At 72.0% G+C, this 26,143-nt stretch carries 22 protein-coding genes; 10 read left to right on the top strand and 12 right to left on the bottom strand.

Annotated features, from left to right (window positions below; translation table 11 throughout):
- Window positions 1-25 precede the first annotated feature (25 nt).
- From J2S42_RS06230 to J2S42_RS06215, 4 genes are all read right to left on the bottom strand, one after another.
- Window positions 26-1,213 (bottom strand): hypothetical protein, encoded by a 1,188-nt coding sequence (locus tag J2S42_RS06230; RefSeq protein ID WP_307236116.1) that lies wholly within the window; start codon window positions 1,211-1,213, stop codon window positions 26-28.
- Window positions 1,214-1,643: 430 nt separating this feature from the next.
- The gene (locus J2S42_RS06225) at window positions 1,644-3,899 is read right to left on the bottom strand and encodes a putative bifunctional diguanylate cyclase/phosphodiesterase (protein WP_307236114.1); all 2,256 of its coding nucleotides are present in this window, start codon (window positions 3,897-3,899) and stop codon (window positions 1,644-1,646) included.
- A 55-nt stretch (window positions 3,900-3,954) separates the two neighbouring features.
- On the bottom strand, window positions 3,955-4,962 hold the full coding sequence (locus J2S42_RS06220; RefSeq protein ID WP_307236112.1) for a hypothetical protein: 1,008 nt from the start codon (window positions 4,960-4,962) through the stop codon (window positions 3,955-3,957).
- Between the two features lie 4 nt (window positions 4,963-4,966).
- Window positions 4,967-5,137: a hypothetical protein gene (locus J2S42_RS06215; protein WP_307236110.1), complete on the bottom strand. Its 171-nt coding sequence runs from the start codon at window positions 5,135-5,137 to the stop codon at window positions 4,967-4,969.
- 427 nt (window positions 5,138-5,564) lie between these two features.
- On the opposite strand from J2S42_RS06215, the gene J2S42_RS06210 reads away from it, so the two are divergent.
- Window positions 5,565-6,248 (top strand): hypothetical protein, encoded by a 684-nt coding sequence (locus J2S42_RS06210; protein ID WP_307236109.1) that lies wholly within the window; start codon window positions 5,565-5,567, stop codon window positions 6,246-6,248.
- A 43-nt stretch (window positions 6,249-6,291) separates the two neighbouring features.
- Here J2S42_RS06210 and J2S42_RS06205 read toward each other — a convergent pair whose 3' ends face one another.
- A complete protein-coding gene (locus J2S42_RS06205; RefSeq protein ID WP_307236107.1) occupies window positions 6,292-7,521 on the bottom strand; it encodes an MFS transporter in 1,230 nt (409 codons plus the stop codon).
- Window positions 7,522-7,639: 118 nt separating this feature from the next.
- On the opposite strand from J2S42_RS06205, the gene J2S42_RS06200 reads away from it, so the two are divergent.
- A complete protein-coding gene (locus J2S42_RS06200; protein ID WP_307236105.1) occupies window positions 7,640-8,503 on the top strand; it encodes an aldo/keto reductase in 864 nt (287 codons plus the stop codon).
- Between the two features lie 281 nt (window positions 8,504-8,784).
- Here the strand turns inward: J2S42_RS06200 and J2S42_RS06195 are convergent, their stop codons facing one another.
- On the bottom strand, window positions 8,785-9,492 hold the full coding sequence (locus tag J2S42_RS06195) for a type 1 glutamine amidotransferase domain-containing protein (protein ID WP_307236103.1): 708 nt from the start codon (window positions 9,490-9,492) through the stop codon (window positions 8,785-8,787).
- A gap of 79 nt (window positions 9,493-9,571) precedes the next feature.
- Here J2S42_RS06195 and J2S42_RS06190 point away from each other — a divergent pair, with 79 nt between their 5' ends.
- Window positions 9,572-10,474, top strand: a complete 903-nt coding sequence (locus J2S42_RS06190; RefSeq protein ID WP_307236101.1) for a LysR family transcriptional regulator — start codon at window positions 9,572-9,574, stop codon at window positions 10,472-10,474.
- Window positions 10,475-10,516: 42 nt separating this feature from the next.
- Here the strand turns inward: J2S42_RS06190 and J2S42_RS06185 are convergent, their stop codons facing one another.
- Window positions 10,517-11,551, bottom strand: coding sequence for a hypothetical protein (locus J2S42_RS06185; RefSeq protein WP_307236099.1), 1,035 nt, complete (start codon window positions 11,549-11,551; stop codon window positions 10,517-10,519).
- A gap of 384 nt (window positions 11,552-11,935) precedes the next feature.
- Between J2S42_RS06185 and J2S42_RS06180 the strand changes: the two genes are divergently transcribed.
- The 4 genes from J2S42_RS06180 (at window position 11,936) to J2S42_RS06170 (ending at window position 15,457) form a co-directional block, all read left to right on the top strand.
- The gene (locus J2S42_RS06180) at window positions 11,936-12,931 is read left to right on the top strand and encodes a LacI family DNA-binding transcriptional regulator (protein ID WP_307236097.1); all 996 of its coding nucleotides are present in this window, start codon (window positions 11,936-11,938) and stop codon (window positions 12,929-12,931) included.
- A gap of 471 nt (window positions 12,932-13,402) precedes the next feature.
- Entirely contained in the window at window positions 13,403-14,737 is a 1,335-nt protein-coding gene (locus J2S42_RS06175) for an N-acetylmuramoyl-L-alanine amidase (RefSeq protein ID WP_307236096.1), read from the top strand.
- A gap of 136 nt (window positions 14,738-14,873) precedes the next feature.
- The gene (locus J2S42_RS41885) at window positions 14,874-15,119 is read left to right on the top strand and encodes a hypothetical protein (RefSeq protein ID WP_370879146.1); all 246 of its coding nucleotides are present in this window, start codon (window positions 14,874-14,876) and stop codon (window positions 15,117-15,119) included.
- Entirely contained in the window at window positions 15,011-15,457 is a 447-nt protein-coding gene (locus tag J2S42_RS06170; RefSeq protein WP_307236094.1) for an LLM class oxidoreductase, read from the top strand. Before J2S42_RS41885 ends, J2S42_RS06170 begins: the two co-directional genes overlap by 109 nt.
- Window positions 15,458-15,628: 171 nt before the next feature.
- Here J2S42_RS06170 and J2S42_RS06165 read toward each other — a convergent pair whose 3' ends face one another.
- The 3 genes from J2S42_RS06165 to mmsA form a co-directional block, all read right to left on the bottom strand.
- Window positions 15,629-16,738 carry a substrate-binding domain-containing protein gene (locus J2S42_RS06165; RefSeq protein ID WP_307236093.1) on the bottom strand — a complete coding sequence of 370 codons (1,110 nt, stop codon included), beginning with the start codon at window positions 16,736-16,738 and terminating at the stop codon, window positions 15,629-15,631.
- A gap of 75 nt (window positions 16,739-16,813) precedes the next feature.
- Entirely contained in the window at window positions 16,814-18,106 is a 1,293-nt protein-coding gene (gene mmsB, locus J2S42_RS06160; RefSeq protein WP_307236091.1) for a multiple monosaccharide ABC transporter permease, read from the bottom strand.
- Window positions 18,103-19,650 carry a multiple monosaccharide ABC transporter ATP-binding protein gene (mmsA, locus tag J2S42_RS06155; RefSeq protein ID WP_307236088.1) on the bottom strand — a complete coding sequence of 516 codons (1,548 nt, stop codon included), beginning with the start codon at window positions 19,648-19,650 and terminating at the stop codon, window positions 18,103-18,105. Before mmsA ends, mmsB begins: the two co-directional genes overlap by 4 nt.
- A gap of 1,553 nt (window positions 19,651-21,203) precedes the next feature.
- Between mmsA and J2S42_RS06150 the strand changes: the two genes are divergently transcribed.
- The 3 genes from J2S42_RS06150 (at window position 21,204) to J2S42_RS06140 (ending at window position 22,758) form a co-directional block, all read left to right on the top strand.
- Window positions 21,204-21,785: a hypothetical protein gene (locus J2S42_RS06150; protein WP_307236087.1), complete on the top strand. Its 582-nt coding sequence runs from the start codon at window positions 21,204-21,206 to the stop codon at window positions 21,783-21,785.
- A 116-nt stretch (window positions 21,786-21,901) separates the two neighbouring features.
- Entirely contained in the window at window positions 21,902-22,327 is a 426-nt protein-coding gene (locus J2S42_RS06145) for a hypothetical protein (RefSeq protein WP_307236085.1), read from the top strand.
- A gap of 83 nt (window positions 22,328-22,410) precedes the next feature.
- The gene (locus J2S42_RS06140; RefSeq protein WP_307236083.1) at window positions 22,411-22,758 is read left to right on the top strand and encodes a hypothetical protein; all 348 of its coding nucleotides are present in this window, start codon (window positions 22,411-22,413) and stop codon (window positions 22,756-22,758) included.
- A 77-nt stretch (window positions 22,759-22,835) separates the two neighbouring features.
- Here J2S42_RS06140 and J2S42_RS06135 read toward each other — a convergent pair whose 3' ends face one another.
- Both J2S42_RS06135 and J2S42_RS06130 read right to left on the bottom strand, forming a co-directional pair.
- Window positions 22,836-25,400 (bottom strand): FtsX-like permease family protein, encoded by a 2,565-nt coding sequence (locus tag J2S42_RS06135; protein ID WP_307236081.1) that lies wholly within the window; start codon window positions 25,398-25,400, stop codon window positions 22,836-22,838.
- Window positions 25,397-26,128 carry an ABC transporter ATP-binding protein gene (locus J2S42_RS06130; RefSeq protein ID WP_307236079.1) on the bottom strand — a complete coding sequence of 244 codons (732 nt, stop codon included), beginning with the start codon at window positions 26,126-26,128 and terminating at the stop codon, window positions 25,397-25,399. Before J2S42_RS06130 ends, J2S42_RS06135 begins: the two co-directional genes overlap by 4 nt.
- Window positions 26,129-26,143 lie beyond the last annotated feature (15 nt).

Here is a 26,143-nt window from a genome sequence, read left to right as displayed (position 1 = left end):
GTTTTCAGGAGAAGCGAGTGTGGGGTCAGTCGAGCGGCTGGTAGCCGCGGGTGAGCCGCGTCTCCGGCGCGACGTCGTGGCGGGCCATCACGGCCCGGATCAGCGCGATCCCGGCCGGCAGGTCGTCGGCTACCTCGATGTCGAACTCCTCCGTGATCGTGCCGGCACCGGGTTGCGACGACGACCCGGTGATGTGCGCCTGCCCGCGGCCGGCCTCCCGTAGCGTGCGGTCCAGATCCTCGGCGAACGCCACGGTGGCCGAGTACCGGCGGCCCCGCACGTGCAGCGAGAGCCGAAGCGCGTACCGGTGGGTGCCGCGCAGCGGGCTCGGGCCGAACCGGACCGCGATCAGCGTGCCCCGCGGCGTGCCGGTGCGGGTCTCCTCGACCCAGGCCTCCTCGGCCGGTGACGCGGGCTCCGGGAGCGCGGTGGTGGCCAGGGTCGCCTCGGCCGCGGCCAGCAGCGCCCGCCAGTCCGCGAACGGGAAGTCCCCGCCGGGGCCGCGCGTGCTGTAGAGCGCGAAGTCGACACCGTCGCCCTCGCCCTGCTCGACCGTCCAGTCACCGGTGCCGGTCCGTCGCCAGCGCACGCCGTCGTGGCGGGCGTCGATGCGGTGCACGAGGCCGCGGGCGGACGGCCAGTAATCCGCGCCCGGCGGCGGAGGCCCGAACGCGGCGTCCAGCAGCGGCGTGATCGCATCAAGCTCGTCACCGCCCGCGCCGCTCGGAGGCCCGTCTGCGGCGCGTGCGGCGGTCTCGGGTTCCGCCCGGGTGCGTTCGCCGGTCGGAGGTTCCGCCGGGGCGAGCACGACGAAGCGGGAGGCGAGCGCGACGACCGGGCCGGGGTGGCGCAGCGTAGGGTCGTGGACGGCGGCGGCGCGGGCGATCAGGTCCAGCTCGTCCCAGCGGAGGACGTGCGGGTGCCAGTGTGCGTCGTCGTCCCAGCCGAGCTGCAGCGTGTCCGGGTGCGCCGGCGACCGCATCTCCACGGTGATCATGCGTAGCTCGACGTCGACGTCGAGCACCAGCGCGTAGCCGCCGCCGACCGGGAACTCGACCGCCATCACGTCGTCGCCGTCCTCGGCCGTCAGCTCGGCGCCGCCCCCGGAATCGCCGCCATCCTCGTCGTCTGCGAGGTCGTCGTCCCCGAAGAAGTAGGCACGCCAGAAATCCGGATCGCTCAGGCGGGCCTGCATGTCGGCGGGCAGCGGCATGTCGGGCAGCGTAGTCGCCACACGCGCGGTTCGGGTGCCCGTCGGCCCCGCGAACCGGTCGGCGCGGGCCCTGCGCCCCCGCCCGGGCCTCGCCGGCCACCTGGGCCGAGCAGCGCCAACGTCTCCGCCGGCGGGAACCGGACGGTGGGGTGTAGGTCACCGGCCGCTGCCCGATCGTGTCCGCCGTGCTCAGTGCCTGGCCGGTCACCGTGACCCAGCACGCCGCGAACGCCGGGCTGGCGACCGCGAGCCGGCCCGGCCTGCTCGGCCACCGCCGGGTACTGCCCGGCGAACAGCCGCGGCGACGGCCGCGCCACCGTGGTTCTTGCCCTGGCACGCCGGAAATGGCAGGGAGGAGCGCCGGCGACGACCGGTCTCCGGCGGGAGCGGCGGACGGTGATGTGACGCTGACCGGGAACTCGGTCCGGTTCTAGGTTTTCGCGGTTGCCGCGAGTCTCTCCGTGAGCTGGTCGTGGGCCAGCGGCGGGCACAGCGCGAAGCCCTGCGCCCGGTCGCACCCCATCTTGCGCAGCGTGGACAGCTGCTCCTCGTGCTCGGCCGCCTCCGCGACCACGGTCAGGCCGATCGCGTGCCCGGCGGCGACCAACGCGGCGGCCAGGTCGTGCGTGACCGGGTCGGTGTGCACGCCGACGGTCAGCGAGCCGTGCAGCTTGACCGAGCTGACCGGCATGCGGCGCAGCACGTTCAGCGCGGCGTGCCCGACGCCGAAGTCGTCCACCACGAGCGTGATGCCGAGCGCGCGCAGGCCCTCGAGCCGGGCGCGCAGGTGCTGGTCGGTGGGCAGCAGCGCGGCCTCGGCGAGTTCCAGCGTGAGGCGGGAGCCGGGCAGTCCGGTCTCGTTGAGCACCCGGGCGACGGACGTGACCAGGTTCGGCTGGGCGAGCTGGCGTGCGGAAACGTTGACCGCGACCCGGCACGGGAAGTGCAGCGCGTCCCGGCACGCGGTGCGCAGCACCCAGTCGCCGAGCTGGGTAATCGCGCCGGTCTCGTCCGCGAGGTCGATGAAGTCCTCTGGCATCAGCAGCCCGTGCGTCGGGTGGTCCCAGCGGACCAGCGCCTCGATCGCGGTCATCCGGCCGTCCGCGAGCGCGTACTCCGGCTGGTAGTGCAGGACCATCCGGCCGGTCTCGATCGCGCGGCGCAGGCCGGCGTCGCGCGCGCTGCCGTCCAGCTCCGGCGCGTAGACCGCGTACCGGCCGCGCCCGGCCCGCTTCGCGGTGTACATCGCCACGTCGGCCTGGTGCAGCAACCCGTCGCCGTCCACCTTCGTGGTGTTGCGGAACGCGACGCCGACGCTGGCGTCCACGCTGAGCAGCTGGTCGCCGAAGACCACCGGCAGCTTGAGCGCGTCCAGGATGCGCTGCGCGGTGGCCTCGGCCGCGGCCTGGTCCGGCAGGTCCTCGAGGATGACCGCGAACTCGTCCCCGCCGAGCCGGCCGACCGTGTCCTTGCGGCGCACGCTGGACAGCAGCGCGGTGCCGACCGCGACCAGGATCGCGTCACCGGCCTCGTGCCCGTACGCGTCGTTGATCGGCTTGAACCGGTCCAGGTCGATGAGCAGCACCGCGGTCCGCTTGTGCGCGCGGATCGGCTGCGACGTGACCGCGGCCAGCCGCTCGTTGACCAGCGCGCGGTTGGCCAGCCCGGTGAGCGGGTCGGTGACCGCCGCCTCTTCGTTCGCCTTCAGCGCGTAGACCTGCCGCAGCAGCACCAGCCCGGTCAGCGCGATCGAGCCGACCACCATGCCGCCGAACGGGTACGCGCCCTCCGCGCCCGCGACCACGCCGAGCAGCCCGTACGCGATGACGATCGCACCGTACGGCAGCCACGCCGCACCGGCCACCCGGCGTTCGACGCGGATCTCGCGGTGCTCCGCCCACCGGTACTGCCGGTCCGCGGCCAGCGTCAGCAGCAGGCACCCGACCAGCCAGAACATGTCCGGCCACGCCCCGCCGGTGAAGCCGTTGTGCAGCTGGATGTAGACGTAGCTGACGTCCGCGACCACGAACGCGCCGATCGCCGCCGCCAGCACCGAGGCCGGTCCCTGCACCGCGCGCGTGGTCCGGCGCAGCACCACCGTGCTCACCGCCAGCACCAGCACCAGGTCGCCGACCGGCAGCGCCACCGTGAGGACCTTCGTGGTCAGGTCCGACCCCTGCCGCGCGAAGAGCGGCCCGAGCACCAGGTACCAGAAGACCATGAACGCGCTCGCGCCGACCGTGAGCACGTCCACGGCCAGCCGGACCCGGTCGCGCTGCCGCCGGTTCGCGCCCGGCAACAGCATCAACCCGGCGAACATCACGGGTACGAACGCGAGGAACCAGTAGTCGGCCCAGGCCGGGTAGACGTCCCGGTACAGCACCGTCTCCTCGACCAGCCAGAGCGTGTGCGCGACGAGCTGGCACGCGTACCCCGCGGAGATGACCCACCAGGCACGCCGCACCGCCCGGTCCAGCCTCCGGTAGCACGCGGCCCGCACCGCCAGCGCCGTGAACCCCAGCGACAGCGGCACGTAGACGAGGTCGGTGATCAGGGTCCGCGTCCAGGGGGCACCCCACCCCGCCGCATACCAGACCAGGTAGGCCCCCAGCAGCACGATCGAGGCGTTCGTGACCGCCGACCCCCAGTCACGCGCGCCCCGCCCCTCCGCCCGGGCAGCCCCCACACTTCCCTCATCGGCTCCACTACCGCCCGCTTTAGCGCCAGCTGCGCGCCTTGGGTCAGGTCAGGCCGATCGGGAAGTCTGCCGGGGCGGGTTCCCTCTGCCACGTCACCGGGGTCAGGCCGTGTTTCAGGGTGGCGGGGGAGAGGCGCAGCACGCCGTACCGGAACGTGGCCGGGACCTCGATGTAGAGGCCGTGCGGCGTGATGCCGCTGCTCGGCGAGACCGGGACGCGGTCGGTGTCGGCCGGGCGGGTGGTGCCGTCCGGGGTGAGGACGGATACCGCGAGCGCCGGGTCGAGCGTCAGTTCGGCCGCCGGGGTGCCGCCGGACATCCGGAAGCGGGTGACGGCGAGCCAGGCGTGGCCGTCGCGGGCCCAGCCGAGGCCGGGGGCCCACGGTTCCAGCGAGAATCCGTCCGCGAAGGCCTGGAAGCGGACCGGGGCACCGCCGATCGTGCCGTTGCCGGCGTAGCGGAAACCGCCCTGCTGGACCGGGCGCGGGTAGCGGCCGCGGGCGTCGTCGACGCGGCGGCCGGCGCGCACGTCGACGCTCTGGGTGACGCCGTCGTCGGTCAGCTGGAGCAGCACCGGCTCGCCGGCGGGCACGCTGACCAGGACCGCGTCCGCGTACGTGGCCGAGTCGGCGGAGGCGGTCAGCGGCACGGTGATGGTGGTTCGCACGCCGCCGGCCAGCACCGCGATCCGGGCCCATTCCACGTCCCGGTCGCTGTTGCGCCAGGAGCGGCCGCCGAGGGACAGCGACGCCCAGACCAGTTCGTCGCCGTCGTCCGCGCGTACCGGCTCGGGCAGGCCCCAGCGGGCCGCGGTGCGGTCGTCCAGGCGCGTCACCACGCCGGTCTCCTGCACGTGCAGCAGCGCGTGGCCGCCGACCAGGCCGGCCGCGCCGGTTTCCCGGCTGCCGGGCAGCGGCGCGGGCGTGGCGGAGTGGAGCACGTGCACGGTGCCGGCGGGCAGTGCGGTGGCGGTGTCCCGGTCCATCACCCCGCAGGCGGTGGTGGTCAGGACGAGCAGTGGAACCAGGGCGGTGAGCGGCGATCGACCCATGATGTCACTGTCCTATATGGAAGCGGCCGGGCGATACGGCGTGCCGGATGGCGCGTATCAATGTCATCACCAGCACCGTATAGGCTGTCGGCGTGCGCCTACGGACATTCGGCGCAGACTCCGCGAAGATCACCCGCGCGTGCGGAGTGATCACCCCCGACCAGGTGATCTTCATGGCCGGCGGTGTGGCGGGCCGCCTGAGCGGGCGGGCGGTGGTTGCACGATCCATGACAACCCCCAAAACCGAATAAAGCGGATCTTTCCGCGTACGGCGTGGGTGTGACCGCACGGCTGTGTGGGTCACGGACCGCGGGGTGGCCATCCCCGCCGACTGATGATATCTATGTTCGTCGCTACCTGGGCGTGACGGATATCCGCCGTACGCGGTGATTCACGTTCATTCTCCGCGTGCAATTTCCACGGCTCCGGGAATCGCGAAGAAATGAGATCGTATTCGCGTTCGACGCGCCGCGAACCCTGCGCCCGCTCCACGTCCCGCCACGCCGTCGTGTCGTCATGTCGTCACGCATGCCCTGCCGACAGAACCCGACAGTATCGATCCGTGCGCCCGGCGGCTCCTCCTTGAAAAGAGAGGAGCGCTCATGACCACCGAAACCTACGAGGGCCCGGACGAGGCCCAGCTGCGGGAGTTCCTGGACGCGCCGGTGCCGCGCACCAGCCGGCTGATCGACTTCGACGACGCGTCCGTCGTCATGCTCAAGACGAACCCGCCACAGTTCATCCTGCGGGTCAAGGGCGTGAAGCCGTGGTCGAACATGAAGGTCGACCTGGTGCCGCTTGTCTACGTGCGCCAGCCGGAGTACTGGGCGGTCGAGGTCGTCGGCACGCTCTCCGGGGTCGGCCTGCCGGTCGAGGCGCCGTACGAGGCGTCGCTCAACGTGACCGGTACGCTCGGGACGAAGGGCGTCGAGGTGGTCGGCGCCACGAAGCGGGAGCGCATCGACGTGGTCGCAGGCACCGGCCCGGCCGAGGGCGAGTGGACGGCGTTCTTCAACCGCCAGCCGCCCGGGCCGTTCACGCTGACCGTCACCGGGCGGCTGCAGATGCCGACGCCCGGCTTCAAGGTCACGCTCAGCAGGGCGAACCCGCAGGGCATCAACCCGCGTGACCTGCTGCTCGATCTGACGATCACGCCGCCGTCCGGCCCGGTCGCCCAGGTGGTCACCGAGGTCGAGGTCGTCTACGAGGAGCGGACCGACACCGGCTACGACACCGTGACGATCCTGCCGAACGGCCCGAGCATCAAGGTCGAAGAGATCAGCTGACCCGCCGTCGTCCCGCGCCGGGGTCCGGCGCGGGACGCGTCCCTCAGCCCGCGTGCGGCACCGCCACCGGCGCCCGCCGCCACCAGCGCTGCCCGGACACCGCGATCAGCGCGGCCAGCAGCAGCGCCACCGAGCCGCCGGCGAACGCGGCCGCCGGCCCGTTGCCGTCGATCAGCGGCCCGGCGATCGCCATGCCGACCGCGTTGCCGGCCGTGATGCCGGTGGACAGCCAGCCCTGCGCCTCGCTGCGCCGGTCCTCCGGCGTGTTCGAGTCGACCAGCGCCTGCTGGATGATCAGGCTCGGCGCGATGGTCAGCCCGGTCAGCGTGAGCAGCGGCAGCAGCACCAGCAGCGGCGGCTGCCCGGCCGCCGCGATCAGCAGTGCGATCAGGCCGGTTCCGGCACCGTACGCAGCGATGGTCAGCGGCAGCCGGCGGCGTGCCTCACCGGCCCAGGTGCGCGCGCCGTAGACCAGGCCACCGGCCGCGCTGCCACCGGCGACGAACGCGAACAGCACGCCGAGCATGCCGGTCGACTCGAAGATCCGTTCCGCGGTCGCGGTCAGGCCCACGTCGAAGTGCCCGAACCCGATCGACACGCCGGCGCCGGTCACCACGGCCAGCACCACGCCGGGGGAGCGCAGGGGCGACCGGCCGCGCGTGGTCGTGCCCACCGGCGTGCCCCGCCACGTGCGGGCCGCGTAGGTGCGCGTGTAGCCGATCGCGCCGAGCGCCATCAGGGCGGCCGTGACCAGCAGCGGGAGCGCGGGCGGGCCGGTCAGCAGCGCGGTCAGCGCGAGCGGCCCGGCCACGAAGATCGTTTCGACCGCCGCGGCGTCCATCGCCCAGGCCGACTCGCGTCGCGCCCGGTCCGGGACCACGGCCGACCAGGCCACCCGCATCGCCGGGTTCATCGGCGGGAACGTCAGGCCGACCAGCGCGGCCATGCCGACCAGCACCGCGTCCGGCGCGCCGTTCACCGCCAGCAGCGTGAGCAGCACCAGGAACACGGACGAGGCCAGCGCGGTCGGCGCGACCACGCGGGGCTGGCCGGCCCGGTCCAGCAGCATCGCCCACAGCGGCGTACCCGCGGCCGTCGCCAGCGCGAACGCGCCGGTGACCAGGCCGGCGCTGGCGTACTGACCGCGGATCTCCTCGATCAGCACCACGATCCCGAGCGGCACCATGGCGAACGGGAGCCGGGCCACCGTGGCGAGGACGAACGGGGTCAGGACGCGCGGGTCGCGCAGGAGGTCTCTGTAGGGTCCGAGCACCCGGACACGCTACCCATACACGCCGGAAACATGGGATGAGTTTTCGCACACCCTTCCGCGGGAAGGCCTGCCGGGAGACCGATGGTTGATCCCGACACCTACTGACGAAAGAGGCCGCATGTCCGAGACCCTGCTCTCCGCGAAGCCGTCCGGCACCTACGCGATCGGCGGCGACCTGCCGGTCGTCCGGCTCGGCTACGGAACGATGCAGCTCACCGGCCCCGGCGTCTGGGGCGACCCGGCCGACCCGGACGAGGCGCTTCGCGTGCTGCGCCGCACCGCCGACCTGGGCATCACGCTGATCGACACCGCCGACGCGTACGGGCCGTACACCGCGGATCTGCTGCTCCGGAAGGCGCTGCACCCGTACCGCAAGGACCTGGTCATCGCGACCAAGGTCGGCCACACCCGCCAGGGCCCGAACATCTGGACCCCGCTCGGCCGCCCGGAGTACCTGCGCCAGCAGACCGAGCTCAACCTGCGCCACCTCGGCCTGGAGCGCATCCCGCTGCTGCAGCTGCACCGCGTCGACCCGGCCGTGCCGCTGGAGGACCAGGTCGGCGAGCTGGACGCGCTCCGCAAGGAGGGCAAGGTCCAGCACATCGGCCTGTCCGAGGTGTCCGTCGCGCAGCTCGAGGCCGCGCGCGCGATCACCTCGATCGTCGCGGTACAGAACCGCTACAACGTGGCCGACCGCGCGTCCGAGGACGTGCTCGAGTACGCGGAGGCCAACGACATCGCGTTCATCCCGTGGCATCCGCTGGCCACCGGCCGGCTCGCCCAGCCCGGCGGACCGCTGGACGAGCCGTCCAAGCGCCTCGGCGTCACCCCGTCGCAGCTCGCGCTGGCCTGGCTGCTGCGCCGCTCCCCGGTGATGCTGCCGATCCCGGGCACGTCCTCGGTCGGCCACCTGGAGCAGAACGTGGCCGCCGCCCAGATCACGCTTTCCGACGAGGACTTCGACGCCCTGTCCAAGGCCTGACGGCCGAAAACCCGCCGGAGGCGGAAGAGCCTTCTTCCCGCTTCCGGCGGGCCGGGTGCCGCACGCTCCCGCGGGCACCGGTCGCACTGTCACTTGGCTTGAGTTGACCACGGACTCTGACCTGAGTTTGCGAAGTATCCCACCGCGTCTGCTCCCTGCCCGCCGAATCGCACGGGACGGCATATCCGTGGCCGCAAGCAAGGTCAGAACCGGCCGCGCGCCCGCCGGGGACAGCGGCACTCGTGCCCCCGGCCGCGGCCCGCATCCGGCGGGAGCGGCGGTTATTCGCCCTTGGTCAGGGCGGCCAGGACCGTGCGGGCGGTGTCCGCGCTGGACTGCGGGTTCTGGCCGGTGATCAGGTTGCCGTCGGTGACGACGGTGCTGCTCCAGGCCGGTCCGGCCGCGATGACCGCGCCGAGGTCGCGCAGGCGGGACTCGACCCACCACGGCGTGCCCTCGCCGGTGCCGCCCTGGCGCTCCTCCTCGTCGGTGAAGACGGTGAGGCGACGGCCGGCGAACAGGAACCCGCCGTCCGGGCCGGTCGCGGAGACCAGGCCGGCCGGGCCGTGGCAGAGCGCCGCGATCGTCAGCTTGCGCGCGTCGGCCTCGGCGAGCAGCCGGGCCAGGTCCGGGTCGGTGGCGAGGTCGGTCATCGGGCCGTGGCCGCCGGGGAGGTAGATCGCGTCGTAGTCGCCGGCCGACGCGTCGGCCAGCGCCAGCGGGGCGCCCAGCTCGTCCGCGATCGAGTCCAGGTAGGCGCGGAACTCCGCGGCCTCGGCCTCGCCGACGCCGCCGCGGGAGTCCAGGCTGACCGGGTCGACCGGCGCGGGCCGGCCGCCGGGCGTGGCGATCCGCACGTCGACGCCACCGTCCCGCAGGATGCGGTGCGACGCGGCAACCTCCTCGGCCCAGAAGCCGGTCCGGTGGGCGGTGCCGTCCGCGAGCGTGAGCGTGTCGGCGGCCGTGACGACCATGAGCACCGAGGGCATGGCTGATCTCCTCTTCGATCGGAACGTTCAAAGCGAACCTATCGCTCCGTCGCCGCACGGCTATAACATTCCTTATACCGTGGACCTTGACCTGCTCGGCACGTTCCTGGACGTGTACCGCACCGGATCGCTCTCCGCCGCCGCGACCGCGGGCGGTGTGAGTCAACCGGCCGTGTCCGGGCGGCTGGCCCGGCTGGAGGAGCGGGTCGGCGAGCCGCTCTTCGACCGTACGCCGCGCGGCGTCACCCCGACCGCGCGTGCGGACGATCTGGCCCGCCGCGTCGCCCCGCACCTGGACGCGCTGCGCCGGGCCGTGCGCGCCGGTGGACCGGAGGCGCCGGAGCCGCTCGGCACCGTGCGCCTGGCCGGCCCGGCCGAGCTGATGAGTCTGCGTGTGCTGCCCGCGCTCGGCCCGCTGATCGCGGCCGGGCTGTCCGTCCGGACGTCGTTCGGCCTGGCCGAGGACCTGCTCGCCGCGCTGCTGCGGGGCGAGCACGACCTGGTGGTCTCCGCGGTCCGCCCGGCCGCCCGCGCACTGCGCGGCACGCCACTGATCGACGAGCAGTTCGTGCTGGTGGCCGCGCCCGCGCTGGCCCGGACCGCGGACCCGGCACTGATCGCGGCCGACCCGGTGACCGCGCTCGCGCACCTGCCTCTGGTGGCGTACGCGGAGGAACTGCCGATCATCCGCCGGTACTGGCGCTCCGAGTTCGGCCGCCGCCCGCCGAACCCGGTCGCCCTGACCGTGCCCGATCTGCGCGCGGTGCTCGCGGCCGTGGTGGCCGGCGTCGGCGCGTCGGTCCTGCCGCGCTACCTGGCCGAACCGGCGATGGCGTCCGGCTCGGTGATGCAGCTGCACCGCTCGGCGATCGAACCGCTCAACACGCTCTACCTGGTCACGCGAACCGGCTCCACCGCACCGTCGGCCGAACGGGTGCATGCGCACCTGCTTGACCAGGCGCGGCAGTGGGGTTCGCTGTAGCGCCGGTATCGCAGTGGGAGGTGCGCCGGCTCGAGCGCTCGATCAGGCGGCCAAGAAGTCCAGCAGCCACCCGAGGACGAACACGCCGAGTGCGACGAGCTTGACCGACTGACCCTCGTGGTAGCGGCCGAGGACGGTCCCGCACGCGCGGACGAGCGACGCCGTCGGCGCGGTCAGGATCCACAGATAGCACCGCAGAGGCAGGGTGCCCCACCGCGAGGTAGAGGGGCCGACGAGGTTCGTCAGGACCAGGACTCCGAACAGCGCGGCCGCCGCACCGATGACACCCAACATCACCGGCCCGGCCAGCGGTGTATCGACGACCTCGTACAGCAAGAATCCGATCGCCAGCGCGATGACCGCACCGATCGCCAGCGACCCGATCGCCATTCGCAGGTACACCGCGGAAACCGAAGCCCGAATCACATCGAGGTCCTTGTCCATCAGTTCGGGCATGCTCGCCGTCAGGTACCGGTCGACCTCCGCCCGGGTCACATCGACCTGCCAGTCACAAGCGACGGGCGAGAGTTCGTGGTCGACGTCGCAATCGTGTGGGCGGCCGAGCCGCTCGACCGCCGCCCTGTGCCACCCGTCGAGGCCGTCCTGAGCAACCGAGGGCAGCACGGCCCTGGGCGGGCCGGTGCCTGCCGCCTCGTAGTGCCACAGCGGGCCCCCGTCCCCCTCGCCGCGTGCGACGAGGAGGCTTCCGAACAGCTCACTCCACTGGGCCGCGATGCGCTGGGATCTCCTCAGCTCGCCGACCGATTTCAGCACGTTCTGCCGATAGCGCTCGACCTCCGCGGCGATTGCGAGGATCCGTTTCGGTCCGATGACGTCGAGGAGGACGGTGAACCCCGCCATGAACTGTGCAACCTTGCCGATCCGCGCCCAGTCCCTGACGGAGAACGGGCCGACCTGTGTCGTGCCGTCCAGGTCGTGCTCCCACCATTGCACGGCGAGTCGCCATTGCCAGGCGGCCAGCGAGAGCACCGCCAGCGTCAGCAAGGCCACCGTCATCGGGTACCGGAGGCGCACGGGGGTTACACCGCCGGCGGGCCGCCTGTCGTCGTTGGGCACCGGCCTACTGTGGACCATGCGGGCAACACGGCACGCTGCGGACCCGCGTGGGTGTTGTCGCCGGAGTCCGTTGCCCCGGATAACCCGCCTCAGCCGCTACGAACGACGCTCTGCTGCCTGCCGTTGCGGTGCCCGCGGCCCTACGTTCTCCGGCGCCGGCCCTTCCGGAACGGCCACCAGCGGCGCTCGCGTTCCGGGCGCCGCGGCGCGTCCGGCAGCGCCGACCGGGATGACCGCTTCGTCGCTTCCACACTCAGTGCCAGGGCGGCAAAGTTCATCACACACCTCCGTTAGCGCTCCCGTGAGCGCTAACGTTAACGTTAACGGGACGGAACGAGGTGGTCCAGCGGGTTTGCGGAGCAGGCCGGATACGATGCGACGATCGTGAGCGAACAACAGCGGGCGCCCCGGCGCGTCACCCTCAAGGACGTGGCCAAACGGGCCGGCGTCTCGCACCAGACCGTGTCCCGGGCGATCAACGACAAGGGAGAGATCGATCCGGAGACCCGCCGGCGCGTGCTGGACGCGGCGCGCGAGCTGAACTACCGGCCGTCCCGGTTCGCCCGCGGCCTGGTCCGGCCTGGCGCCACCACGCTCGGCCTGATCGTCTCGGACGTGGAGAACCCGTTCTTCCCGGAGCTGATCGCGGGCGTGATCGAGGCCGCGGAGGAGCGCGGCTGGCAGGTATTGATCAGCAGCACGCAGAACCACTCCGGCCGCGAGCCCGAGCTGATCCGCACGCTGGCCGCCCAGGCCGACGCGGTGGTCGGTTACCTGAGCGCTCCCGATGCCACGCTCGCGGCCGCCGCCGGGGGTCTGCCGCTGGTGATTATGGGCCGGGTGGTGCACGAGCCCGCGTTCGGCGCCATCGAGGTCGACACGCACGCCGGCGTGCGCGCCGCCGTCGGCTACCTGGCCGCCCGCGGCCACCGCGCGATCGGCATGATCGACTGCGGCGACGACGGCCAGCCGGACCGCCGCCCCGCGTTCGTCACCGCGATGACCGAGCACGACCTGCCGGTCACCGCCGGCGCCATCACCGAGGCCGATCTCACCGTGGAGGGCGGCGCCGCCGCGTTCACCGCGCTGCGCACCGCCCGCCCCGACATCACCGCGGTCTTCACGTTCAACGACATGCTCGCGCTCGGCGTCTACCGCGCCGCCCGCCGCCTCCACCTCAGCATCCCCGACGACTGCGCCGTCATCGGCTTCGACGGCCTACCCATCGGCGAACTGATCGACCCGCCACTGAGCAGCGTAGCCCTCGACAAGCGCCGCATGGGCGCGCTGGCCGTCGCCGAGGCGGCCCGCCTCCTCGCCGGCGAGCCCGCCACCCGCGCACTCCTCCCGGTCGAACTGGTGATCCGCGGCAGCGCCTAGCCGGACACCCGTCGATCCCTGGGCCGGTCCGGGTCGGACGTCGAGCGCTTCCGCGTGTCGCCGGTGACCGCGTGTGAGCCCGTGCGATCTCGGTCGATCCCGCCCGGGGCGGTGCCTCGGCCACCGATCCCAGGATGCCCCGGTGTCGCTTCTCACGCGGCCGCGACCAGGCTCGGCGCTCGGCCTTGCGGCCTGGATGGTCCGTTGGCCCGGGCTCCCCCGGCGTGACACCCGTCGGCAGGCCTTTGTGCCGATATTTCGGGCACGAAGTGCCCGACGTCAATCTTGAGTGCGGTAGCCGCCGCCCGCTCATACCGATACTTCGGTCATCAGGGCCTACGGCGCCTGGTCTGGAGCGAGGGTCGGCGGGAGGGGCCGGATGACCGGCACTGTTCGACGCTTTCGGGCGACCCGGGAGGTTGTGGGGGTTAGCCTCGCGGGGAGGAACGATCGATCACGGGGGTGTCGAAAGTGCCGGTTCGTGGATGGATGCTGCCCGCCCTGACTGCGGTGGCGCTCGGCGCCGGTGGCGTCGGGGTCGCGGTGGACGGGCAGGCCGACCCGGCGGTGCAGCAGCTGGAGCTGGCCGTCGCGCGGGACGGCGGCGCCGTGACGCTGCCGCCGCGTACCGTGCGGCCGTTCAGCCTGGTCGGCGTGACCTGGCCGGACCCGGCGCAGTCGATCGCCGGCACGGCCGAGGTGCGCGTCCGCACCCGGAGCGAGTGGAGCGGCTGGCGGGCACTCGACGTGGACCAGCACTTCGGCGCCGACGTGGGCACCCCGGAGGCCGAGGGGGTACGCGGCGGCACCGACCCGCTGTGGGTCGGTGCCGCGGACGGCGTCGAGCTGCGCATCCGCGCGCTCGGCCGCTCCCCGCTGCCCACCGGCCTGCGCCTGGAACTGGTGAACCCGGCCGCGATCGGCCGCCCGACGGCTTCTGCGCCTGCGCGCACCGCCCCGGCCGGCGACGGGCCTGCGCGCACCGCCCCGGCCGGCGACGGGCCGGCGGGCGGCGACGAGTCGGCGGGCGGCGAGCGGACCTGGGGCGGCCGGGACGGTGGCGAGCCGGCGGGCAACAGCGCGGGGTCGCGGGCGGGCGCCGGGCCGCGGATGGCCACGCCGCCGGGACCCGCGCCGACCGCGGTGGTGCCGCCACCGGCCGGTGCGGTGGAGGCCGCGGCGGTGCCGGCGCCGCTGGTGGGGGCGCCCGCGATGGTGGACCGGGCCGCGTGGAAGGCGGACGAGCGGATCAACCGGGGCGCCGTCCTCTACACCGGGCCGCCGCAGGTGATGTTCGTGCACCACACGGCCGGGACCAACGACTACACGTGCGCGCAGTCGCCCGCGCTGATCCGGGCGATTCACCTTTATCATGTCAAGAGCCGTAAGTGGGGTGACATCGGCTACAACTTCGTGGTGGACAGGTGCGGCACCGTCTTCGAGGGGCGCAGGGGCGGCGCGGAGCTGAACGTGCTGGGCGCGCACACCTATGGCTTCAACACCGACTCGTTCGGCGTGGTGGTGCTCGGCACGTACTCCACGAGGGCCGCGTCCGCCGCGGCGATCCGTTCGCTGGCGCACCTCGCGGCCTGGAAGCTCGGTGCGGAGGCGGCCGACACCGGTGCACAGGTGCTGCTGGAGTCCCGGGCGGACAACCGCTACCGGATCGGCAACCAGGTCATCTTCAGCCGGGTCTCGGCCCACCGGGACGGCGTGCTGACCGAGTGTCCGGGCAACGCGCTCTACCGTCAGGTCCCGGAGGTGCGCCGGCAGGCCGCGGCCCTGGCCGGCCGGGCGCTGAAGTAGCGAAACGGCAGGGTACGGGACGAATTCCGGCGCGGTCTACGCTGCGATCCATGGCCATAACATTGTCGGCCCTGGAGCTCGCGGCCGCAGAGGAGGGCGTTCCGGCGCCCATGCGCTGGAGACCGCGGCGCACGCGGTGCAGCGGGTGGAGGAGCTCGGCTACCGGCGGGGCTGGTTCGCCTGGCATCACGGGTCGCCGTTCGCGGCCAGCGTGGTCCCGGCCGTCCTGATCGCCCATTTCGCGGCGCGGACCGGAAAGATCCGGCTCGGTCTGTGCCGGTCGCGTTCGCGCATCACATCCGCCCGGAGAACACGGTGGCGGCCGCGCGGCGCTACCGGGAGCTGTTCACGCCGTCCCGCTGGTCCGACCGGCCGTACGTGATGGTGGCGATCGAGACGATCGTGGCGGAGAGCGAGGAGGAGGCCGCGTTCCTCGCGCACCCGATCGACCTGGTGCGCGCCCGGATGTTCCAGGGCCTGGGCGAGACCGCGCTGTTGCCGCCGGAGGTGGCGGCCGGCCTGGAGGTGCCGGCCGAGGTCCGGGACGCGGTGCGGGCCAGCGGCGCCGCGCAGGCGCGCGGCACGGTCGAGCAGGTGCGAGCGCGCTTCGCGGAGGTCGTCGCGCGGATCGGCGCGGACGAGCTGATGCTGGGCGTCCTGGTCTACGACGCGCAGAAGCGCGTCCGCTGCTACGAACCGGCGACGAAGGCCGCGCGCTGACCCCGGGCCGTTCCACGACGCGACATGCCCTTGCCACGACGTGACGTGCAGGGAGGAGCGCCAGCGACGACCGGAGCCCGCGGGAGCATGCGGACCGTGCCCACGCCGGAAGCGGGCACAGAAAAGCCCTCAGGATCTTCAAGATCCTGAGGGCTTTTCCGGAACGGCTGATTACTTGGTCAGCGCGGACAGCGTCGGGTCGTTGGCGTACGCCTCGGCCGCGTTGTCCTTGGTGACGATGACCGGCGGGAGCAGGTAGGCCGGGACGACCTTGACACCGTTGTTGTACGAGGTGGTGTCGTTGACCTGCGGCGCCGCACCCGACTGGAGCGCCTTGACCATGTCGATCGAGGCCTTGACCAGGTTACGGGTGTCCTTGTTGATGGTGGAGTACTGCTCACCCGCCATGATCGACTTGACCGACTCGACCTCGGAGTCCTGGCCGGTCACGACCGGGATCGGCTTGCCGGCGCCCTTGACGGAGGTGATGATCGCCCGGGCCAGGGTGTCGTTCGGGGAGAGCACGCCGTCCAGCGTCTTGCTGCCGTAGGTCGAGGTGAGCAGCGAGTCCATGCGGCGCTGCGCGTTCTCGGCCTTCCAGCCGTCGGTTGCGGTCTGAGTGACCTGGGTCTGGCCGGAGCCGACGACCACGTTGCCCTTGTCGATCTCCGGCTGGAGGACGCTCATCGCACCGTCGAAGAAGACGCCGGAGTTGTTGTCGTCCGAGGAGCCGGAGAACAGCTCGATGGTGTACGGGCCGTTCGGCTTCTTCTTCTTCATGCCCTCGAGCAGCGCCTGGCCCTGCAGCTCGCCGACCTTGAAGTTGTCGAACGCGACGTAGTAGTCCACGTTCGCGGTGCCCTTGATCAGGCGGTCGTACGCGATGACCTTGATGCCCTCGGCGTGCGCGGCGTCGACCTGTGCCGACAGCTGCGCGGCGTCGGTGGCGCCGATGATGATGACCTTCGCGCCCTTGGTGATCATGGACGAGATCTGGTTCTGCTGGTCGGCCACGGTGGTGGACGCGCCGGCGTACTGCACGTCACCGGTGAAGCCGGCCTCCTTGAGGCCGTTGGTGAACAGGTCACCGGCGAGGACCCAGTTCTCCGAGGTCTTCGACGGCAGCGCCACGCCGATCAGCGAGTCGGCCGCGAAACCGCCGGTGCCGCCGCTGGCGCCGCCGGCCGGGGTCTCGCCGCCTTCGCGCTCGGAGCCGCAGGCGGACAGGGCCAGCATGGCGACCGCGCTGATCGCGACGCTCCTGGCGAGGTACTTACGCATGGTGAAAGGTGCCCTTCTGCAATGGTTGGTACGGGGCGGACGGACCTGCCCGCCCCGCGTTCGAGCGGTCGGCGGTCAGCCGGCCACCGGTGTCTTGACCTGCTGCGCCGGACCGGTTCCCGCCGGCGCCGAGGGCCCGCTGCCGCGGAACCCCTTGGTGATCGAGCCGATGATGGAGAAGCGGCCCTGCCGCTTGTTGTAGACGTCCAGCGCGACCGCGAGCAGCAGCACCAGGCCCTTGATGATCTGGACCCGGTCGGACTGCACGCCCTCGAGCAGGAGGCCGTTGTTCAGCACGGCCATGACCAGACCGCCGACGATCGAGCCGGAGATCGTGCCGAGGCCGCCGGAGACCGCGGCGCCGCCGATGAAGACCGCGGCGATGGCGTCCAGCTCCCAGCTGAGGCCGTCCTGCGGGCCGGAGGCGCGGGACCGGGCCACGAAGATCATGCCGGCCAGCGCAGCCAAAATGCCCATGTTCATCATGACCACGAAGTTGACGCGCTGGAGCTTCACGCCGGACAGCTCGGCCGCCCGGGAGTTGCCGCCGACCGCGTAGATGTGCCGGCCGGCCGCGGTGTTCCGGGTGTAGAACGAGTACACCAGCACCAGGACGCCGAGGATGATGCCGGAGATCGGGAAGCTGGTGCCGACCCGGCCGCCGGCGAACCGCAGCGTGGCGAAGATGATGACCGCCAGCAGCACCGCGACACGCAGGATGGAGACCCAGACCGGGCCCGCGTCGGCCTGCATCTGGTGCCGGGTGCGGCGCAGCTGCCACTCGCGGTAGACGACGGCCACGCAGACCGCGAGGCCGAGCAACAGCGTCAGGTTGTTGTAGTTCGTGGCCGGGCCGACCTCGGGCAGGTAGCCGCCGCCGATCTGCTGGAAGCCCTCCGGCACCGAGATCGTCTGCGAGCGGCCGACGTACTGGTTCGCGCCGCGGAAGATGAGCATGCCGGCGAGCGTCACGATGAACGCGGGCACGCCGACGTACGCAACCCAGAAGCCCTGCCAGGCACCGATCAGCGCGCCGACGCCGAGGCCGATGAGCAGCGCCAGGAACCAGTGGATCTGCTGGTCGGCCATCAGCTTGGCGACCACGATGCCGACGAACGCGGCGACCGAGCCGACCGAGAGGTCGATGTGTCCGGCCACGATCACCATCAGCATGCCGATGGCCAGGATCAGGATGTACGAGTACTGGCTGACGACCTGGATCATGTTGGCCGAGCTGAGCGTCAGCCCGTCCGTCAGGTACTGGAACAGCAGCACGATCGCCACCAGGGCGAAGATCATGCCGAGCTGGCGCGCGTTGCTGGTCGTACCCCCGAAGAGGTTCTTTTGAAGGTCCTTGAATCGGCTCATCGCGTCTGCATCTTCTTGTTGGAGGTCATCTGCTTCATGAGGTTTTCCTGGGTCGCGTCGGCCCGGTCGATGACGCCGGTGATGGAGCCCTCGAACACGGTGTAGATGCGGTCGCAGAGGCCGAGCAGCTCGGGCAGCTCCGAGGAGATGACGATGACGCCCTTACCCTGGTCCGCGAGCTGCTGGATGATGCCGTAGATCTCGTACTTCGCGCCCACGTCGATGCCGCGGGTGGGCTCGTCCAGGATCAGCAGGTCCGGGTCGGTGAACATCCACTTCGCCAGGACGACCTTCTGCTGGTTGCCGCCGGAGAGCTTGTTGACGCCCTCGTCCACGGTCGGCGTCTTGATCCGCAGGCTCTGCCGGTAGCCCTCGGCCGCCTTGTACTCGGCGACCTCGTCCAGCTTCAGGAACTTGCGGATCTTGGAGAGCTTCGCCGAGACCGTGGAGGTCTTGATGTCGTCGAGCAGGTTGAGCCCGACGGCCTTGCGGTCCTCGCTGACGTAGGCCAGACCGTGGTGGATCGCGTCCGAGACCGTCTTGATCTCGATCCGCTTCCCGTCCTTCCAGATCTCGCCGCGCTCGTAGACGCCGTACGACCGGCCGAAGATGCTCATCGCCAGCTCGGTGCGGCCCGCGCCCATCAGCCCGGCGAACCCGACGATCTCACCGCGCCGCACCGTGAAGCTGGAACCCTTGGCCACCAGGCGCTCCGTGGAGATCGGGTGCCGCACGGTCCAGTCGCGCACCTCGAAGAAGACCTCGCCGATCTTCGGCGTGTGGTCCGGGTAGCGGTTGGTCAGCTCGCGGCCGACCATGCCGCGCACGATCCGGTCCTCGTCCACGCCGTCCGCCTTGACGTCCAGCGTCTCGACGCTCTTGCCGTCCCGGATGATCGTGATGGAGTCCGCGATCGCCTCGATCTCGTTCAGCTTGTGCGAGATGATGATCGAGGTGATGCCGCGCTCCCGGAAGCCGCGCAGCAGGTCCAGCAGGTGCTGGGAGTCGTTCTCGTTCAGCGCCGCGGTCGGCTCGTCCAGGATCAGCAGCTTCACGTTCTTCGCGAACGCCTTGGCGATCTCGATGAGCTGCTGCTTGCCGACGCCGAGGTCCTTGACCAGCGTGTCCGGGTTCTCGTCCAGACCGACGCGGGCCATCAGCTCGGTCGCCCGCAGCTGCGCCGCCTTCCAGTCGATCGCGCCGTTCTTCTTCGGCTCGTTGCCGAGGAACAGGTTCTCGGTGATCGACATGAGCGGGATCAGCGCGAGCTCCTGGTGGATGATCACGATGCCCGCGTTCTCGCTGGCCCGGATGTCCCCGAACTTCACCTCGGAGCCCTGGTAGACGATCTGCCCGTCGTAGGACCCGTACGGGTAGACGCCGCTGAGCACCTTCATCAGCGTCGACTTGCCGGCGCCGTTCTCGCCGCAGATCGCGTGGATCTCGCCCGCCCGCACGCGCAGCGAGACGTCGGAGAGCGCTTTCACACCAGGGAACTCCTTGGTGATCGCACGCATCTCAAGCAGGACCGGGGCACTGCTCATGGCCTCACGACCGTCATGGTTGCCTCCGGGAGGTCTTCATCAGCTGATGTGCATTTGTTGCGGGGAGGAACTTATTTCAAGGCGAACACGTTTCGCAAGATCCCGCGCGACCGCCGCTTGTAACAATTCGGTAGTCGGCGTGTGCTATAGCCCTTCGTCCCAGCCGCTAAAGCCCCAAAAATCAAGATATAACGGTACGAAACCGCGCAGGCGAACTCACGCAAAGTGATCATGTCGAGCCCATAAAGTGATCAACATCCTCGCTCTGCCCCACGATCCGGGAGCCGGAGCCCGGAATCACGCCCCCTTTCCCCGCCGTTCTCCGCTGCAAACCACCCTGTTTTTGTTGCCTCGGCCACCCAAACCCGCCCGCACTGCCCCGCCGGGGCGGGTCGCGGAGGCGGGAACTCTCGGCGCGGCCTCGATCCGAGGCTTCGCGGGTCGTCCCACCCGGTCTCGTCTCGGAGGCGGTCATCGGCCGCACCACCGGGTTCCGGCCCGCCGGCGGAAGGCGCGTGTTCAAGGACCGGTCGCGGTCCGCGGCCGGTGCGGAACCGGTGCCTCTGGGCTCGGCCCAGGGCGGTCGACGGGGTGGAGCGGTCGGGTGGTCAGGGTGTGCACCCGGCGACCGGAGATCGCCGGCGTCCGGTGAAGCGCTCCGTACCTCGCGCCATGCGGGTCCGCTCATCGAATCTTCCGGAATCCGCACGCTCCTGCGGTGACGGCCGGCGGCTGGGGCGGACGGCCACAGCGGCGTAGGAGCCGCTGAGGTCCGGGACCGTGGGGCGGCTGGAGCCAGCCGCGCCGTTGCAGCCCATGGGGCCGCCGGAGCGCCCACAATGCCGGGCTGTCGGGACCGCCGGCGCTCGCCGGGCCGGTGGGGTCGCTGGCCGGTGCGGCCCGGCGGCCCTACAGGTCGATGACGGTCCGCGCCGACGTCAAGCCCAGGGATACCCACAATCCCAGGCGTCGTCACCGTCGCCTCGGCCGCCGGCCCGCCGACAGCCACGATGCGAAAGACCTACCGCGGGAGTGGCCTGGTCCCGATGAGTGGTCCGCCGAGGGCGCCCGCCGGATCATGTGGTTCCGGCGGAAGTCGCTGTACGCCGCATCCAAGATCACTGAATAATGCCGTCATGACCGCGCCTGGCGTTTCTCCGCAACAGTCCGAGCCGCCGCCGGACGCCACCTGTACACCCGAGGATCGCGACACCGCGGGGCCGGTCCCGGCCGACGTCACCGTGTCGCCGGTCGCGGCTCGCGATACCGCAGACCTCGTTCCGGCCGGCGTGACCACACCGCCCATCGTGGCCGGTCATGCCGCCGCCGGCCCGGCGGCGCCGCAACCGGACCCGGAGGCCGCCCGCGTGCCGGGAGTTCCGGCGGGCGATGCTACGCCGTCATCCTCTGTGGATGCCACGTCACCATCCGCCGCCACCGGCAGCCCGGCTTCCGGCGCCGTCTCGTCCGCCGTTGCGTCGCCGGGCGCTGCATCGTCTGATGGGCCCGCGCACGATCCGGCGCCGTCCGCGCCGCGAGCCGAGGCGGCACCGGTGGCCGCCCCCTCGGCTCCGGTAGCGGCGTACGGCGCCCCGGCCGGTGCCGGGGCGTACATGCCCCCGCCCGGGACGCCCGTCTTCGGCGGGCCGCACGGCCCGATGTCGCCGCCGGTCGCGCCGCCCGGCTATTTCGTGCCGGCCAATCCCGGGCAGCCGCGGCCGAATCCCTGGCGGAACCCGTGGCTGATCATTGCTGTGGTGACAGGGCTGGTGTTGAACGTCGTCGCGGGTGTGGCTGTGCTCTTCGCGGACGAGAAGGCCTCGGACGGCTGTGTGGCCATCAAGGAGATCGCCGAGTCCGGGCGGCCGAACATCCGGCCGCTCCACACGGTGAGCATCGCCGCGGACCTGGCCGCGTCGAACAACGACACCCTTGCCGCGGTCGGCCGTGACTACCTGATCGCGGTCGAGATGGCCTACGGCGGGACGGATCCGGGCAGCATCGTCCTGGGTCCGGTCGACCCGGAGGCGGCCACGTGGGTCCAGGGCCCGGCCGCGGCCCGCGCGCTCATCGACGCGACCCACGAGGCCTGCGGCGACACCTGGATCTGGGTATCGTTCGAGCCTCCTCAGTAGAGGAACGAAGGGAGTCCGGCGAGTTCGCCGGACTCCCTTCGTGGTCATCGAGATCAAAACGCGCTGTACGACCGCTGCAAGATCACTGAATAATGCGTCGACCAAGGAGAAGACGCATGCCACCTACTCATCCGTCCACTGCCGACACCGGTGCCGCCCCGTCGGTGCGCCGGCACCGGTCGATCATCATCATCGCCGCGATCGCGGCGGTCGCCGTGCTCGCCGCCGGTGTCGCGCTCGCCGTTTACCTCAGTACGCCGCGCGATTCCGGGATCGCCGCCTGCCACCGGATCGACCAGCTCGGCATGGACCTCGCGGAGGGCGCTCGTCCGGTCCTCACACCCGACGAGCTGGACGAGATAGCCGACGACCTCGCGGGTTCGGAGAACGACGTGCTGTCGCACTTCGGCCTCGAATACCTGCGGTGGGCGCTCGCCGGGGAGCCGGAGCGGTTCAGGGGCGCCCAGGGCACGCTCCACCTCCACACCCAGGCCCTCCCGGCCTGCGTGGTGGCGGGCGTCGACATGGCGACATCGAACTGAGGAGAGCCGTCATCACCACACCCAGCGCCGGACCGCCCGCACCGCGCCGGAAGCGACCGGTCGTCCTCGCGGCGACGCTAGCCATGGCCGTGGCGGTGCCGGCCGCGGCCGTTGCCGCGGTCCACGTCGCCACCCACGAGGATCCCGGTGTCCTGGCCTGCCGCCGGATCGACGAGTTCACCAGGGAGTTCGTGGCCGGTGGCCGTCCCGAGGTCTCCAGCACCGAGGCGCGGAGACTGGCGGACCAACTGGCCGCCTCCGGCCATGACGACCTCACCCGCATCGGCGAGGTGTTCCAGCTCGGCCAGCAGGAGGACGACCCGGAGCGCCCGATCGACGGGATGCGCGGCGCGGTCCTGCTGATGGGCGCGGAGCACTCCTGCCGGAAGGCCGGTGTGCCGATGACCCGGGTGCAGCCGCCACCGCGCTGAACGCGCGGACGAAGCCATGAACGCCAGGACGGGGCCCCGCGAACCGCGGGGCCCCGTCCTGCCCCTACCTCCGAGGATCAGTCCATCGCCAGGGCCGCGGTCGGCGCGACCCGGGACGCGCGGCGGGCCGGGAGCACGCCGGAGGCTGCGGTCAGCAGCCCCAGCACCAGCACCACCAGCGCCAGCTGCCCCCACGGCAGCGTGATCGGCCCGTCCAGCCCGACCCCGCTCAGCATCAGCGACGCGAACGGTACGGCCAGCGCCAGCCCGAGCAGCGAGCCCACCACGCCGTACAGTGATGCCTCGATCAGCAGCGTGGCGCGCAGCCGGCCGCGGGACATGCCCACGGCGCGGAGCAGCCCGGCCTCGCGGAGCCGTTCCACCACGGAGAGCGCGGTGGTGGTGCCGACGCCGACGACCGCGACCGAGACCGTCATGCCGACCAGGCCGAGCGCCACGACCGTGAGCACCACCAGCTGCTCGGCGTAGTCGTCGCGCTGGTCGGCGAGCACGCTGACGCCGCCGCCGGGGGCGAGCGTCTGGGCGGCCTGGTACGCCGTGGTCCGGTCGCCGGCCGCGTCGGCCAGCACGCCGGTCGGGGACGGCGGGAGGCCGAGCGCGGTCATGTCGGCCGGGTCGAGCACGGCCCACGCGTCCATCGGCAGCCCGGCGACGGTGGCTACGACGGTGCCGGTGACCGTCTTGCCGTCGCGGGTGATCGTGGCGGTCTCGCCGATGCCGAGCGCGGTGAAGTCACCGAGGTAGTCCAGCGCGATGATCTTGCCGGGGCCGAGCGCGTCCAGCGTACCCTCGGTGACCTGGATGTCCTTGGCGGTGCGCAGCGAGGTCAGGGACAGGTCGAGCACCGGCGAGTGCGCGTTCGGGTCCTCCCGGTCGCCCTCCACCGGGATGTCCGCCTCGGTGAGCCGGTACGGGACGATGTCGCGCAGCGCCGGGTGGGCGCGCGCGGCGTCCACCGCTCCGGCCGGCAGCGCCTGACCGGCCTCCGCGGAGATCTGCAGGTCGGCCGGGGCCATCAGCGCGAGTTGCTGGTCCATGGCGGCGCGCGCGGTGGAGAGCGCGACCAGCGCACCGGCGATCATCGTGACCGCGAGCGCCACCACCACGCTGACCGCCGCGGCGCGCTTCGGTGCGCCGCCGACGCCGCCGATCGCGAGCCGTCCGGTCGGTCCGAACGCGCGCAGTGGCTGGCCGACCAGCCACAGCACCGGGCGGAGGATCGCCGGCCCGAGCACGATCAGCGCGAAGAAGCTCAGCGTGCCGCCGGCGACGGTGGCGAGCATGACGGTCTCGCCGGTCTCGCTCGGCGTGTTCGGCTCCGGCAGGTTGGCCACCGCGAACGCGACCAGTGCCAGCGACGCGAGGGTCAGGAGCAGACCGAGGATCCAGCGGAGTACGCCGAGCCGCGCGCTGGCGCCGGTGACGGCCGCGGAGCGCAGCGCCTCCAGCGGCGAGACGCGGGCCGCGGTGACCGCGGGGGAGAGGACCGCGATGATCGCGACGATCGTGGTGCCGGCCACGACCAGGATCGCGGGCACGATCGGCAGGCCGGGCAGGGCGAGCGGCACGTCGAGGAAGACGCGCGCGGCCGGGCCGGCGGCGAGGCCGAGCGCGTACGCGGTCAGTACGCCGGTGACGCCCGCGACCGCGCCGGTGAGCGCGCCCTCGACGATCAGCGCCCGGGTCAGCGGGCCGCGTCCGGCACCGACCGCGCGGAGCAGCGCGAGCTGCTTCATCCGCTGCGCGAACACGATCCGGAACGTGGACGTGGCGACCAGCGCGGCCGCGGCGGCCGCGATCGCGACGAAGATGGAGACCAGGAAGAACAGCTCGTCCATCGAGGAGGCCGCATCGAGTGCCTCCTGCTTGCGCACCTCGGCGCCGTTCCGCACGTCCAGCTGCTTCTTCGCGACGCCGTCGCCCATCGGGTTGACCACCTGCGGCAGTGTGCGGTTCAGCTCCCGGGTCACCGCCTCGACGCTGGCGCCGTCCGCGAGGTGCACCTCGACGCGGCCGAGGCCGGATTCCTCGTAGACCGGGACGTCTGCGGTGGACATCGCGGTGACCAGGTCGCCGCTGGTGTACGCGGTGCCGGCGAAGCCCTCGCCGCGCAGCGGCGACACGATGCCGGTCACGGTGAGCGTGCGCTCCGGCGCGTCCGGGCCGAGTCGCACCACCACGGTCCGGCCCGCGGTGAGGCCCATCCGCTCGGCGGTGCGCGTGGTGACCGCGATCTGGTTCTCCGCGGTCGGGTACGTCCCGGACGTCAGCGTCACCTCGGACAGTGGCCCGGAGCCGGGGTCGCCGGTGATCACCAGGTATCCGCCGGGCAGCGACGGCACGTCGTAGTAGGCGCTGTTGCGGGCCGTGGCCGACTCGACGCCCGCGGTCTGCCGGACGATGGCCAGCGCCGCCGAGGTGGCCGAGGCCTCGTTGCCGACCACCAGGTCGGCGGCCGCGGACGTACCGCTGAACGTGTCCAGGATGGTCTGGTACGTGATCCGCTGGGCGAGCACGGTGCCGAACACGACCGTGGCGGCGACGATGAGTGCGAGGCCGGTGAGCAGCAGCCGGGCGGGGCGGCGGGCGAGGCCGGCGAGCTGGGTGCGCAGCACGGTCATCGGGCACCGGCCAGCTGGTGCAGCGCGTCGGTGACGGACTCGCGGGTCGGGTGCAGGATCTCGCCGGAGATCCGGCCGTCGGCGAGCATGATCACGCGGTCGGCGTAGGAGGCCGCGACCGGGTCGTGGGTGACCATGACGACGGTCTGGCCGTACTCGCGGACCGCGTTGCGCAGGAAGGACAGCACCTCGGCGCCGGTGCGGGAGTCGAGGTTGCCGGTCGGCTCGTCCGCGAAGACCGCCTCCGGGCGGGAGACGAGCGCGCGGGCCAGGGCGACGCGCTGCTGCTGGCCGCCGGAGAGTTCGCTCGGGCGGTGCTTGAGGCGGTCGCGCAGGCCGAGCACGTCGACGAGGCGGCCGAACAGGGCCGGGTCGGGCTTGGTGCCGGAGAGGTCGAGCGGGAGCGTGATGTTCTGTGCCGCGGTCAGCTGCGGCAGCAGGTTGAACGCCTGGAAGACGAACCCGATCCGTTCCCGGCGGACCTTGGTCAGCACCTTGTCGGACTGGCGGGTCAGGTCCACGTCGCCGAGCATGACCGCGCCGCTGGTCGCGCGGTCCAGGCCGGCCAGGCAGTGCATCAGCGTCGACTTCCCGGAACCCGACGGGCCCATGATCGCGGTGAACTCGGCGCGGGGGAACCCTACCGTCACACCGTCCAGCGCACGCACCGCGGTGTCGCCGCGGCCGTAGACCTTGACCAGGTCACGTGCCTCGCAGGCGAGCATCATCGTCGAAGTCCCTTC

The sequence above is a fragment of the Catenuloplanes indicus genome (assembly GCF_030813715.1).
Lineage (GTDB): Bacteria > Actinomycetota > Actinomycetes > Mycobacteriales > Micromonosporaceae > Catenuloplanes > Catenuloplanes indicus.
The sequence above is the reverse complement of the archived record's forward strand: the minus strand, read 5'-3'. Positions and strand labels throughout refer to the sequence as shown.